Here is a 13,389-nt window from a genome sequence, read left to right as displayed (position 1 = left end):
TTTTGCTGCGGCCTAACGTTTCAGCTAGGCCCGCTGATCTCATGGTCCCTCATGTTTTAATAGGACCATGATCATTCTGGCGTCCTCGTCCCCCTCGCGGTTATCCGTCCTCCGCTCTGCTGGCGTCGAGCCGACCATCGAACCGCCCGGGGTCGACGAAGACGCCATTATGCGCACTATGCGGGATCAATCTCCCGAAGACCAAGTCTGCGCTCTCGCCCACGCAAAAGCCACAGCCATTGCGTCGCGGCATCTCACATCGGTCCACCCCGGAGGCGATAACTCCACGCCGCGTGTGGTTATTGGTGCGGATTCAATGCTCTATCTCGATGGTGAACTTCAAGGCAAGCCCCATACCGTCGAGGAAACAATCCGTCGCTGGACTAACCAGCGTGGGAAAACCGCGCGACTCATTACCGGGCACTGCATTATCAACCTTGACACCACGGCGACAGATGAGGATACCTTCCTCCGCGCTGTCTCCACCACAGTGCATTATGCACATGCTTCCGACGCCGATATCCGCGCGTACGCGAATTCTGGGGAACCCTTAAACTGTGCTGGAGCGTTCACGCTTGAGGCTATGGGCGGATGGTTCATTGACCGCATCGAGGGGGATCCGTCGTCCGTCATTGGTCTCTCACTCCCCCTTGTCCGAGAGGCGTTATACAGCTTCGGCTACGAAGTTTCTGAGTTCTGGAACCGCTCTGAGCACGCGAACTAAGCCCACCGTCACTGTGCATCACACCCGGCACTCTCGTCGGCTCGTCGGGTGAGATATATCAAATAAAACCTTATTGACACCCAAGCTCACCTGCCCTATATTTATTAATTGCTTTAATTTTTCATAATGTAGTTAGGGCTAACACATGTGGACGCAATTACTCAGAGGCGTGTATGCGGATCCACGAACCCGCGCGCGGTAATCCGTCACCAAGGAGAAAACAATGACTTCAGTTACCGCTGACAAATCCACACCATCACCATCGCCACTCTCGGCACCAACGGTTGACGCCGAGAGTTACTCGAACAAAAGGAAAGCCTGCCAAGCCGCACTCAAACAGCTCATTAAGCCAGTTCAGAGCCGGCTGCTAGTGTGCAGGATCCTGGCTTTCGCATCGTGCATCGTCGCCGTTGCCCCCTATGTCGCACTCACCCACATCGGTGATCTTCTTCTTAACGACGGTAGCCACGACGACATCAAACGCAGCGCCATCATTCTCGTCTACGCCTTCCTGACGCAGGCATTCTTGTACACGCTTGCGCTGGCTATTTCGCACTTCGCAGATTTGCGTTTGCGCGACACAATCCAAAGCAACATGGTGAAAACCCTGGCGCGGGCGCCCTTGTCGTGGTTCAGTGACACCTCAACCGGCAAAGTGCGCAAAGCAATTAACGACGACGTCAAACAAGTGCATACGCTCATCGCCCACGCTCCCGTGGAACAAACCGCAGCGGTCGCCGGGCCACTGGTTCTCCTGGCGTACGCGTTCATCGTCGACTGGAGGCTCGGTCTCCTCTCCATCGCTACGTTCCCCATTTACGGCGCACTGCAGGCACTCACCATGCGAGGGATGGGCACCAAAACCGCCGAAATGGACGACAAGCTGGGCGATATTTCCTCCGCAGCGGTCGAACTGACCGAGGGCATCTACGTCGTCAAGAACTTCGGACGAACCGGAGAAACACATGCCCGCTTTACTCAGGCATGTAAAGACTTTGCCTCCTTCTACTGGGAATGGTGCGGGCCGCTCATCCGCGCCTCTGCCCTATCGCTCTCGTTCATCTCAGTCTCGACGCTCATGGCCATCAACGTGGGGTGTGGCCTGCTCATGGCCAGTGCGGGATGGGTCACGGTCCCCGAGGTTCTCACCTGCTCCCTCATCGCACTCATCCTCCCGCGGACGATTGAGGTTCTGGGATCGACGGCGTGGGCGTACCAGCAGGCAGGGAACGCAGCGCTACGCCTCAAGGGAGTGCTGGATACCGAACAAATTCCTTATCCCGAAGATGACAATCCCAAAGAGGACAATGCTTCAGCCAGCGCCGGTGACCAGGACATCGTCTTCTCCGACGTTTCCTTTGCCTATTCCACTGCCGACGGCAAAGTTGACGCCCTGCGCGATATCAATCTCCGGCTTCGCCCCAATACGGTGACAGCCCTCGTCGGCCCGTCGGGTTCCGGAAAATCCACCCTTGCAACAATGCTCGCCCGCTTCCGTGATCCCGATTCGGGAACGATCACCATCGGCGGCACACCGTTAACAGAGTTAACCGAACGGGAACTCTATTCCACGGTCTCATTCGTCCTTCAAAACCCCTACTTGCAAGATCTCTCGATTCGCGACATCATCTCTCTGCCCCGCCCCGACGCGTCCGACGAAGCACTACGCGAGGCCGCACGTCAGGCAAACATTCTCGACGACATCGAAGCCCTTCCCCACGGTTTTGATACCACCCTCGGCGGGCAAACAGACTTTTCCGGAGGCCAGAAGCAACGGCTCGCCATCGCCCGCGCTCTCCTGGCCGACACTCCTGTCCTCGTCCTCGATGAAGCCACTACATCCACCGACCCGGATTGTGAGGCGGACATCCAACGTGCGCTCGCCCACCTTGCACGCGGTCGGACAGTCCTCGCGATCGGGCACCACGCCGAATCCGTCGCAGGTGCTGACCATATTTGCGTCATGGAGCACGGACGCATCGATGCCCAAGGCACCGCCGATGAGCTTGCCGAGCAGCCCTTCTGGAAGCATCTCACACAAGGAGTCGCACAATGAGCTCTGAATCTCAATCCACCCTTGCGTGGGCACGAAATCTCCTTCTTATCAAGGACTTCCGGCACATCCTCACCGCCGAAGGGTACAAGCGGTTCATCCGCAGCCTGTGGTTCGCGGTCATTCTTGGAATTATCGAAGGTGTGGGCATCTTCGCGGTGATCCCCGCTATCACCGCCTATAGCAATAGCGATACCTCCATGGGGCTCACATGGCCGCAATGGATCCTAGTGCTCATTGTTCTCGCGATCGCCGGCGCCATCATGACCTACGCCCAGCAAACAACCGGGTATATGGCGGCCATGGATCTACTGCGCAATTGCACTATTAACGTCGGCAATAAAGTAGCCCGGCTTCCCCTGGGATGGTTTGACCGCACGGTGTCATCGCGGTTATCCATCCTCCTCACCCAATCCCTCATGCAGATTGGTGAGGGCGCGGCACACTTCCTCGGCCCACTCGTTCGTGGCTTAACCACCATGATTGTGATGACCGTCCTCGCCTGGTTCTGGGCTTGGCAGCTCGGCCTCGTCTTCTTGATCGCCATCCCGGTCATACTTTTATTAACGACGGCAACCCGCGCTCTGAAGCGAGCCGGCGAACGGATGACCATTCCGACCGAAATCGACTTCGCCAGCCGCGTCGTGGAATTCGCGCGCACGCAGCCGTCGCTTCGGGCCTCCGGACGAGCGCAATCGTACGAACCGCTCAACCGTGCACGAACTGACAATTACCGCAGCCATGCTAAAGACCTGTGGGTGAGCCTGGCGGGCAATGTGATCTCAGGGATCGGCGCGCAAGCTATCACCGTGGCGCTCATTATTGTGGCCGTGGTGTTGGGCACAAGCGGCACGTTGACCCCGATTGCGACGGTGGCGTTCATTGGTGTGTCGCTCCGGTTCTCCACAATCCTTGAGGCGATCGTCGGCAATACTCTGGCCATTGAAGTTGCGCGTCAACCCATTGGGCAGGTCGAAGAGGTCATGTCCGCACCCGAATTACCGACGCCTGCCAAACGTGTGTCGCTCCCCGAGCCGGGCACAGTGGCGATGAAGTCAGCCACGTTCGGGTACCACAGCGGCAACCCCGTCATTCATGACGTTTCCTTCACTGCCCCTCGTCACGGTCTTACTGCGATCGTCGGCCCGTCGGGAAGCGGAAAGACAACGCTCTTCCGCCTCATAGCACGCTTCTGGGATGTCGACTCGGGCAGTGTCAGTGTCGGTGGCGTCGATGTTAAGGATCAGCCCACTGAGCAGCTGATGGAGCAAATAGCCATGGTGTTTCAGGATGTGTATCTCTACGACACCACCCTGTACGACAACATCAAAGTCGGAAACGACGATGCCACCGCCGACGACGTGTACCACGCTGGAGCTTTAGCGGGTGTGCATGAGATCGCTGAGCGGCTCCCCGGCGGGTGGCACTCCACCGTGGGTGAGGGCGGAAACCGCCTCTCAGGTGGCGAACGTCAAAGGGTGTCTATTGCCCGCGCTCTGCTCAAACGGGCACCCATCGTTCTATTCGATGAGGCGACGTCGGCATTGGATCCCGATAATGAGGCGCACATCGAGCAGGCCATTAATGATCTCCGGGACCGCTCAACGGTGCTGGTCATTGCACATAAGCTCAATACGATCCGCAATGCTGACACGATCGTTGTTCTCGATGAGGATGGTAACGTTGTGCAGGTCGGCACCCACGATGAACTCATTGCATCGGATGGACTGTATCACCACCTATGGAGTGCCCGCGAAGCAGCACAAGGATGGTCACTAATTTGAGTCCCGGGCCCGGTCGCAAACCCGTCTTCGATAAAGAACAAGCTATACAAGCCGCACTCGAGGAAGGCGTCGCTACTTTTAGTCTCCGGGGTGTTGCCGACAAACTAGGAATTAAACCCCCGGCGCTGTATCGGATGTTTTCCTCCCGAGACGAGCTCCAAGCAGCGGCGATGCAAAAGCTTGCCGAGCACATCAATGACCCGGCCGTGGCCACGACGTGGCAGGACGCCTTAAGACTGTTTAGCTCGCGATCATGGGACCTGTTTTCGCGTTACCCCGAGGCACCCACGGTCATTATGACCAAACCCGAGGCGATTATCGGTGTTCTGCCTGGCTTCAGGAGGCTCATTGACCGGCTTGTTCGCCTCAATATTCCCGGCGGATTCCCGTGCGCATCGTTCGCCGTGGACTTTATTGGCGACATCACCATCACCACCTTTATTCAGATGCAGTCCTTCACGAGAACCGACGACACTGGAGAAACTCCGCTTGACCGGTACACCACATCGGCTGATGACCACGATGATGTCTTCGGTATGAAAGACATGCCAGGAACAGGTTTTCTGGAAAGTAAAGTTGAATTCATCATTGCCGGTATTGAACACGGAATCGGACCGGGGAACAGCACTACTAGCGCTAGTTAGCACCCCTGGCGCTCAGTAAATAATGGTTTAGCTGACGACGGAGCCACGGACGCGCCGAAGGGCAGGCAACCCAGTCCCTAGCATTGTTATGTAGGCGCATTTAAACTGAGCTTATGAGTGAGCACCGTGATTTCCTAGCCCCCGCGCCCGTCGAACTACCCGCCGATCCCGCGGCGACGCTGATTGAAGAAGGGAAGAACCTCAACGACGTCATCGTCAGTGTGCCCACAAGTTCACTCGCATGGGCAGAACTTGCCGAAGATGCACTGCGTTCCGTAGACGCGACCGCTGCTCAAAATTCAGATGACCATCTCGACGCGGCCGTTGCAGCCTACGCGTATGCGCGGACTGGTTATCACCGTGGCCTTGACGCCTTGCGTGCGAACGGGTGGAAAGGTTGGGGCCGGGTGCCGTGGTCTCATGAGCCGAACCGTGGGGTTCTCCGGGCTATTGCTGCTCTTGCGCTAGCTGCCCGGGCTATCGGGGAAAATAACGAATACGACCGCTGCCGAAAACTGCTCGAGGACTCCGATCCCTCATGCGTTTCATCGCTGATCGACGATCAGCTCGACACAGAGTAGATGAGATAGGGAGTGACAGCTAATGTCAGTTCTACTCAGTGTCTTATTCCTTCTCGGGCTTCCGCTGATGGTGTGGTACGTCATTATCCGCGCCACCTACAGGATTGAGACAGCGGGTCGAGCACCTCACCGACGTGAAGCACCGTATAACCAACCCGGCGCTCAGGCAGCGGAGGACGTAGCATCACGCGCTCGAGCAGAACACCGCGAGGCATATAAAGCCCCGGATGGTGCCACAGCTACCGCAACCGCCGTCCCCGCGACACGAGAGTTCACCGTTTTCTTCTGGTCAATCGTGGCGTCCCTGGTGTCTGCTGGTGTGTGTTTAACCTGGTCACCGACGACAACACCAACATGGCCTCCTCCGACGGACACCGCGCCCTACCAAATAGTTGCCGTCATGATTCTGGTGGTGGGATCGGCATCTGCCCTGTCCTGCCTCACACCGCGTATCTACACGGGTGCATATGCAGCCGCGGCGGGAATTTACGCCGGGTTCGCCATCCCGTTCATCTACCTTGCGCATCAGGACCCGACCGGCCAGAGCGGTATCGGCGTCGTCATCCTCGACGTCTTTGGCAACATCGGCCTCGTCATTGCGCTGTCCATTTTCGGCGCTGCCCGCGTGTGGTGGTTACGCCACAAAGCTCGTCGCACACCCAAGCAGCAATAACGCCATTTACAAAACGCCATATAAAAAGGATGATAAAGCGGCAATATAACGCTGCCACACACAAACCAATTACCCCCACCGTTAACACATCGATGGGGGCAGATTGTTAAAACAAGACAGAGCTCTTAGGCGTTGGCTTCCTCAACGCGACGGATTGCTTCATCAGCAACCATTTCCTGGATGCCCATGTCCAGCTCAGAGGTGAATCCCACGCACGAGCAGTTGATTTCGCCCAGGACGTAAGTGTCCTCGCCGTTCTCACCGTCGTCAAGCATGAAGTCTGCGGTCCAGATCAGCGGCACGTTGCCGTCGCCACCCAACTTGTCGGCAATGACGGGGCGGACAGCAGCGAATTCGTCGATTAGGTCCTGCCACTCTTCCGGCTTGTCGTAAGTGTACTGCGCGCCAGAGAACAGGGTGGCCGAGAAGTTTTCACCACCTGCAGCTGGCTTCTTGTGAACAACGAAGACGGGCTTGTCGCCGACCAGGAGGATGCGGATTTCGCCCTCCACGATGCGGGGCATGAAGCGCATGTCCACGAGCATGCCGTTATCGCCGACGATGTATTGGTCACAGAAGTCCATGAACTCGCCGAGCTTCTTGTGCTCAGTGTGGTTGTCGACGGCTTCCGTGCAGACCAGCATGGTGTCGAGCGGAAGAGCGGTGCCCGGCTCAACGGAGTCAGCGAGTTCCTTGTCTTCGATACGAACACGCCAGATGCCGGAACCCGTGGATCCGCGGTTCTGCTTAAGCACGCGCTCGCCGTATGAGAGCGACTTCGGGAAGGTCTCGTGGAAGCTCTCAACGTCGTAGTACGCAGCCGTGTCTGAGGGCACCAGCGACGTGTCGTTGAGCTTCACCAGCGCATCTTTTGCGCCATAGTCCATCATCTTCTCGGGGCTTGACATGCCAACGAGGCCGGCGTCGCTCAGACGGGTGAGCAAGTCGAAGTAGCCCTTTTCACCACCGGGAATATTGCCGGGGTTCACTCGAGAAATGTAGCCGCCTGAGGACTTGGATACTTTCTCGAAGATGTCGTCGGCCTTGGTGTTGTCGTAGTAGATGACCTCCGAATCCCAGCCGTCGTGAGCTTTAATTGCGTTAACGATGGGCATCGTGTCTTTACGGTGACCATCGGGTCCCTTGTCGTTTCCGCCTTCAACTTCGAACACAACAATGTTCTTCTGCACTGGCTATTCTCCTCGGTATTGCCGTCGGTTGGTGTTATCGACGTAAATCTGGCTCTCCGCTGTGGGATATAGGGTGAGCGTTGTCTACGTCTCGCACCCCCATGTGGTGTGGGTGCAGGTCACTACCATCTTCAGAGTCCTCTAATCCCTACTGCACAAGCCCTGAATTAATGGATGTACCAGCTAAAACACTAATAGACCTCCCCTAGTCACGCTGGATATTGAGCTGTGGGAAATAACACCACCTGTTTTCACCCCCGAGTGCGGTTATATTGCACCGCAGTTACTTGCATAGAAGGGATAGCTACCCACTGTCCACTTCCCCCACCCCCGGTTTCTTATAGGATTGGGAACCATGGCCGCGCCACTTGACCCCCACCCATTACTTCAGGATTACGCCCACCCGGAAAAAGTTGTTACCTCACAATGGTTGGGGGCAAAATTGGGCACCCCCGACGTTCGCGTCGTCGAATCGGACGAAGACAGTTTGCTCTACGATCTCGGCCACATTCCCACGGCTATTCGTATTGATTGGCGTCGGGACCTGTCCGATCCGATAACCAGAAACGTCATTTCCCCCGAAGCGTTTGCACAATTGATGCGCGATAAAGGGATCCACCGAGAAGATACGGTCATCATTTATGGAGACCATTCCAACTGGTGGGCAGCCTTCGCGTTCTGGGTTTTCACACTCTATGGGCACCCGGATGTCCGCCTGCTTAACGGCGGTCGGGACGCGTGGATCAGGGCCGAGCGGGAAACAACATTCGCCGTCCCAGAGAACCCGGAATCCACATACCCCGTACCAGATAGGTGCACGACCGGGCTGATCTCCGTGGATGATTTGCGCGGATCCTACGAATCATCCCAGCTTATCGACGTCCGAACACCCGAGGAATACCGTGGCGGAACCTCCGACGACGCCTCTTCCTCAACCGCGAAGTTGACGCTGCGGACGGGCCACATTCCCGGCGCGGTGAATATCCCGTGGGACTCAACGGTGTATCCGAATAGCAATTTCCGCAGCATGGATGAATTGCGGGAGATTTTTGGGACGCTGGATTCGTCGAACCCGACGGTGACCTATTGTGTGACGGGTGAGCGCAGTGCCCATACATGGTTCGTGTTGCGTTATTTGTTGGGTTGGGACGACGTGAAGAGCTATTACGGCTCGTGGGCTGAGTGGGGAAATATGGTCGGGATGCCGATCGCCCGGGGTGACCGCCCACTCTGATGTAGAGCGCGTATCGCTACCACCCCCACATTTACCCCTTATTGATATTCATAGTGAACTTATTTTGCATTTAACGTGGTGCAGTTACTGGCTATTTCCTCATCATTCCCCCCAATGAGGGCAATACAGCCGCTAAAGTTCACAGTTCTTCGTCACCACTGTGCCACAATTGAAGCTGTCCATTGAATATGTGCATCTGGACACGATTACAGCGAGTTCGCCCACGCTTGACTGGACAGCGAGCACCTTTGAGCCCTGATGATGGGGTGTTGACATCGTTTACCAGCCCTGGCCTGCCCGCGTGACCGACTACCGATGTACACCAGCCGAGAGTTGCACAGCGAATACAGGAGGGTTTCGTGTCCGCCGACAGTAAGACAATCGAGACCAAAAAAATCACCAAAGTTCTCGTCGCCAACCGTGGTGAGATCGCGGTTCGTGTGATCCGCGCCGCGAAGGATGCTGGAATCCCCAGCGTCGCGGTGTATGCCGAACCTGATGCCGAGGCGCCTTTCGTTCATCTTGCCGACGAAGCCTTCGCACTGGGCGGCCAAACATCTGCGGATTCTTACTTGAATTTCGACAAGATTTTGGACGCGGCGAAGAAATCGGGCGCGAATGCGATTCACCCCGGTTATGGCTTCTTGTCCGAGAACGGTGACTTCGCGGAGGCCGTCGAGAATGCTGGCTTAATCTGGATCGGTCCGTCTCCTGAATCAATTCGGAAGCTGGGCGACAAGGTGACGGCTCGTCATATCGCACTTGCTGCTAACGCTCCTATGGCTCCGGGGACGAAGGAACCCGTCAAGGATGCGGACGAGGTTGTCGCGTTCGCCAAGGAGCATGGGCTTCCCATTGCGATTAAGGCGGCGTTTGGTGGTGGTGGCCGTGGTATGAAGGTCGCTCACAGCTTGGATGAGGTTCGTGATCTCTACGACTCCGCTGTTCGTGAGTCCATGGCAGCGTTCGGTAGGTCAGAGTGCTTCGTGGAGCGGTATCTGGATAAGGCTCGTCACGTGGAATGCCAGGTAGTGGCGGACATGCATGGCAACTACGTGGTGGTCTCCACCCGTGACTGCTCGTTGCAGCGTCGTTTCCAGAAACTCGTCGAGGAGGCACCCGCCCCCTTCTTGACGGATGAGCAAAATGAGCGTTTGCACCAGTCTGCGAAGGATATTTGCCGTGAGGCTGGGTACTACGGCGCTGGCACCGTGGAGTACATGGTTGCCGACGATGGCCTGATTTCCTTCCTTGAGGTGAACACCCGTTTGCAGGTGGAGCACCCCGTGTCGGAAGAAGTAACCGGGTGGGATCTTGTCCAAGAGCAGTTCCGCATCGCTGAGGGTAAGGAATTGTCGCGCAAGGAAGATCCTATTCCGAATGGCCACGCCATTGAATTCCGTATTAATGGTGAGGATCCGGGCAGCAACTTCATGCCGGCTCCCGGTACGGTCACGAAGTATGTTGAGCCTTCTGGCCCGGGTGTCCGTATGGATTCCGGCATTAATGAGGGCGAAGTCATTGGTGGCCAGTTTGACTCGATGCTGGCCAAACTCATCGTGTGGGGTAAGGATCGCGACCAGGCGCTTGCCCGCTCAGCCCGTGCTCTAGACGAGTACCAGGTTGAAGGCTTGGCGACGGTTATTCCGTTCGACCGCCACATTGTAAAGAACCCTGCCTTTGTGGGCGACGGCTCCTCCTTCGATATTTACACAAAGTGGATTGAGCAAGAGTGGATGGAGACCAACCCCATCGAGCCGTACGCGGGTGACACCGATGCGGATGAGGACACCACCCCGTCCCAGAAGGTTGTTGTAGAAATCGACGGCCGACGGGTTGAGGTTGCGCTGCCGGGGGATCTGGCACTTGGTGGCGGTAATGGGGGCGCTAAGAAGAAGAAGTCAAAGAAGCGTCGCGGTGGCGGCAAGGCCGTGTCGGGCGATGCCGTTGTGGCCCCGATGCAGGGAACCATTATCAAGGTCAATGTTGAGGAAGGCCAGGAAGTCCAGGAAGGCGAGACTGTCGTCGTCCTGGAGGCCATGAAGATGGAGAACCCTGTGAAGGCCACGAAGTCCGGTACGGTAACTGGATTGGACGTGGAAGAGGGCAAGGGTGTCTCCAAGGGAGATCCGCTGATGGAGCTCAAGTAGGCGGTGGAGGTCTGCGGGCAGTGAACGTGGACAGGGGGTGCATGACTAACCTAAGTGTGTGTGAGCTCCCCTGCTAACACCACATCACGCTCGGATTCTAACCACTCCCCCAACCCATCGGGCCAAGCAATCGCCGTCGACGCCTGGCCTGGCACAGTCAGAGCACTCATCCTAGGTTTCCAGCATGTGCTAGCAGCCTACGCGGGTGCGGTGGCTGTGCCTCTTTTTGTTGGCTATGCGTTAGTTGATGCCGGCCGGATGTCATCGGCAGACATTCCGCACTTAATCGCCGCCGATCTCTTCGTCGCGGGCATCGCAACAATCGTGCAGTCTGTCGGTCTATGGCGGTTCGGTGTCCGCCTGCCCCTAATCCAAGGGTGTACCTTCTCTGCAGCAATCCCTATGGTGAGTATCGGGTCACACTATGGTCTGCCTGCCATCTACGGATCGGTGATTGCCTCCGGTCTGTTCATGATCATTTTCGCGCCGCTGTTTTCTAGCTTGTTACGGCTCTTCCCGCCCCTGGTCACGGGAACTGTGCTATTGATTATTGGGTCGACTCTCATGCCAGTGGCTGCCGAATGGATTGGTGGCGGGTCCGAGGCGAAAGGCACCCACAAGTTCGGTACAGGCAAGAACCTGCTTATCGCTACTTTCGTCTTGGTGTTAATCCTCGTGATTGAGCGTTGGGGGCCCGCGTGGCTTGCCCGTATTTCTGTATTGGTGGGGATGCTATCCGGCCTGGTGGCATGTATTCCGCTGGGAATGGTGAACTGGGATTCCACGACGTCCGCGCGGTGGATCGGGGCCACACAGCCGTTTTATTTTGGCGCGCCGCATTTTATTCCGTCGGCCATCGGCGCAATGTGCATCGTTTCCCTGGTCACCATGGTGGAGGCCACCGGTGACATCGTAGCCATTGGGGAGATCACCGAATCACGCATTAACGACAAGAGAATAGCCGACGGCCTCCGTGCCGACGGAGCTGCCACTGTGCTGGGTGGTGTCTTCAACACGTTCCAGTACACCGCGTTTGCCCAAAATATTGGCGTGCTGTCGATTACTGGTGTGCGGTCGCGGTGGGTGACGTCGGTTGCCGGCGGGATGTTGATTGTCCTCGGTGTGATCCCAAAGACCGCGTCCGTGGTGGCCGCTATTCCGGCACCCGTGTTAGGTGGCGCTGGTATTGCGTTATTCGGAATGGTGGCGGCGTCGGGGGTGCGGACCTTATCTACGGTCCGATTTAATTCGTCGAACATTGTGGTCGTCGCCATTCCGTTAGCGCTAGCACTCTTACCGGCGACGTCCCCAACGTTGTTTTCCCAGATGCCGGCGTGGGCCCAGACTTTCTTGGGGTCCGGGATTTGCATTGGGTCAGTTGCTGCCATTGTGTTGAACCTGATGTTTAATACCGGTACGCGGGCCCCCGCATCGCACAAAGATGGCACGACGGCTCATGACACGCCGCGCGGGTCATCCCATGGCCTAGCCGATGCTAACGATGACGGCTTCGGTGATCATCCCGCTGCGCAATCTTGACGTGTACCGCTATCCTGAGAGATAAGGGGATGTCCGGCGCATGAGCTCCGGTTTCCCCACCAGTGACGACGCCGATGACACCAAGGAGCGCTTCGGATGCCTACCAACACGGGGCCTTTCCCTTCGGGCACCTACCGAGTAAGCGATGAGGATCGCCAGCATGCCATCGAGTTATTGGGCATCCACTTCTCGCAAGGCCGTTTGACGATTGACGAATATGACCAGAGGGTGTCGGCAGCCTCTGCTGCGCTGAGCAATGAGGACTTAAATGCCCTGTTCACAGACTTGCCCGGCCTTCCGTCTGCAACCGTCACGAAGGGCTCTCAATCGCTGGTGACGTTGTCCGATGGCACTGTACTTCCTCCAGCGTCGTACGGGCGGAATATCCGGTTAGGGTTATTACTGGGGTCATCAACGCTCCTGGCTATTCCCGTCGCAATTAGTAGCGCGTTGGCACCAATTTTGTTTTTGATTCCCCTGATTTTCATTCTTTTGTACATCATGAAGATTGGGCCGGAATCGTGGCATACCGCGTCGCGGATTCGTCAAGCGAAGCGAATGGAGCGCGATCAGTTGCGGCTGCAAAAGGAAGAACTGGAGTTGGAGCGCCGGAAGCTGCAGCTAGAACAGAAACAACGTCGGCGGGAAATCCAACACGAAGCGATGGGTTCCGCCATGGATTTTGCGCACACTGTGATGAAGTCTGCGAAGGGAATTTCTACTCGCCGACGCCGCTTGTAGACTTTTATGCTCGCGCTTGTAGCCTTCCATGCTCATGCTCTTAGCGGGTGGCACCATGAATCTGCGGATAGCAAAA

General features: G+C 56.9%; 11 protein-coding genes. 10 read left to right on the top strand and 1 reads right to left on the bottom strand.

Annotated features, from left to right (window positions below):
* Positions 1–67: 67 nt before the first annotated feature.
* From I6J23_RS06045 to I6J23_RS06020, 6 genes are all read left to right on the top strand, one after another.
* Complete coding sequence (locus I6J23_RS06045; RefSeq protein WP_204581316.1) at positions 68–724, top strand: Maf family protein; 657 nt, start codon at positions 68–70, stop codon at positions 722–724.
* A 223-nt stretch (positions 725–947) separates the two neighbouring features.
* On the top strand, positions 948–2,780 hold the full coding sequence (locus tag I6J23_RS06040; RefSeq protein WP_204581315.1) for an ABC transporter ATP-binding protein: 1,833 nt from the start codon (positions 948–950) through the stop codon (positions 2,778–2,780).
* Entirely contained in the window at positions 2,777–4,561 is a 1,785-nt protein-coding gene (locus I6J23_RS06035; protein ID WP_204581314.1) for an ABC transporter ATP-binding protein, read from the top strand. Before I6J23_RS06040 ends, I6J23_RS06035 begins: the two co-directional genes overlap by 4 nt.
* Positions 4,558–5,205, top strand: coding sequence for a TetR/AcrR family transcriptional regulator (locus I6J23_RS06030; RefSeq protein WP_204581313.1), 648 nt, complete (start codon positions 4,558–4,560; stop codon positions 5,203–5,205). The genes I6J23_RS06035 and I6J23_RS06030 overlap by 4 nt, the downstream gene beginning before the upstream one ends.
* Before the next feature lie 113 nt (positions 5,206–5,318).
* On the top strand, positions 5,319–5,786 hold the full coding sequence (locus I6J23_RS06025) for a DUF3151 domain-containing protein (RefSeq protein ID WP_204581312.1): 468 nt from the start codon (positions 5,319–5,321) through the stop codon (positions 5,784–5,786).
* Positions 5,787–5,808: 22 nt separating this feature from the next.
* Entirely contained in the window at positions 5,809–6,459 is a 651-nt protein-coding gene (locus I6J23_RS06020; RefSeq protein WP_204581311.1) for a hypothetical protein, read from the top strand.
* Between the two features lie 125 nt (positions 6,460–6,584).
* Here the strand turns inward: I6J23_RS06020 and I6J23_RS06015 are convergent, their stop codons facing one another.
* A complete protein-coding gene (locus tag I6J23_RS06015) occupies positions 6,585–7,649 on the bottom strand; it encodes a Cj0069 family protein (protein WP_204581310.1) in 1,065 nt (354 codons plus the stop codon).
* 355 nt (positions 7,650–8,004) lie between these two features.
* Between I6J23_RS06015 and I6J23_RS06010 the strand changes: the two genes are divergently transcribed.
* The 4 genes from I6J23_RS06010 to I6J23_RS05995 all read left to right on the top strand — a co-directional run bounded on the left by I6J23_RS06010 (position 8,005) and on the right by I6J23_RS05995 (position 13,313).
* Positions 8,005–8,883, top strand: coding sequence for a sulfurtransferase (locus I6J23_RS06010; protein ID WP_204581309.1), 879 nt, complete (start codon positions 8,005–8,007; stop codon positions 8,881–8,883).
* Positions 8,884–9,242: 359 nt separating this feature from the next.
* A complete protein-coding gene (locus I6J23_RS06005) occupies positions 9,243–11,033 on the top strand; it encodes an acetyl/propionyl/methylcrotonyl-CoA carboxylase subunit alpha (RefSeq protein ID WP_204581308.1) in 1,791 nt (596 codons plus the stop codon).
* A gap of 60 nt (positions 11,034–11,093) precedes the next feature.
* The gene (locus tag I6J23_RS06000) at positions 11,094–12,572 is read left to right on the top strand and encodes a nucleobase:cation symporter-2 family protein (protein ID WP_239454847.1); all 1,479 of its coding nucleotides are present in this window, start codon (positions 11,094–11,096) and stop codon (positions 12,570–12,572) included.
* 96 nt (positions 12,573–12,668) lie between these two features.
* Positions 12,669–13,313: a DUF1707 domain-containing protein gene (locus I6J23_RS05995; RefSeq protein WP_204581306.1), complete on the top strand. Its 645-nt coding sequence runs from the start codon at positions 12,669–12,671 to the stop codon at positions 13,311–13,313.
* Positions 13,314–13,389 lie beyond the last annotated feature (76 nt).

Origin of the sequence: Corynebacterium kroppenstedtii (genome assembly GCF_016894245.1) — a bacterium.
In the GTDB taxonomy this organism is placed as follows: domain Bacteria; phylum Actinomycetota; class Actinomycetes; order Mycobacteriales; family Mycobacteriaceae; genus Corynebacterium.
The sequence above is the reverse complement of the archived record's forward strand: the minus strand, read 5'-3'. Positions and strand labels throughout refer to the sequence as shown.

What these genes read in the sequence shown, in the direction of transcription:
- I6J23_RS06045 (WP_204581316.1), top strand. Translation starts at nt 68, where the DNA reads ATGATCATTCTGGCGTCCTCGTCCCCCTCGCGGTTATCCGTCCTCCGC.
- I6J23_RS06040 (WP_204581315.1), top strand. Translation starts at nt 948, where the DNA reads ATGACTTCAGTTACCGCTGACAAATCCACACCATCACCATCGCCACTC.
- I6J23_RS06035 (WP_204581314.1), top strand. Translation starts at nt 2,777, where the DNA reads ATGAGCTCTGAATCTCAATCCACCCTTGCGTGGGCACGAAATCTCCTT.
- I6J23_RS06025 (WP_204581312.1), top strand. Translation starts at nt 5,319, where the DNA reads ATGAGTGAGCACCGTGATTTCCTAGCCCCCGCGCCCGTCGAACTACCC.
- I6J23_RS06020 (WP_204581311.1), top strand. Translation starts at nt 5,809, where the DNA reads ATGTCAGTTCTACTCAGTGTCTTATTCCTTCTCGGGCTTCCGCTGATG.
- I6J23_RS06010 (WP_204581309.1), top strand. Translation starts at nt 8,005, where the DNA reads ATGGCCGCGCCACTTGACCCCCACCCATTACTTCAGGATTACGCCCAC.
- I6J23_RS05995 (WP_204581306.1), top strand. Translation starts at nt 12,669, where the DNA reads ATGCCTACCAACACGGGGCCTTTCCCTTCGGGCACCTACCGAGTAAGC.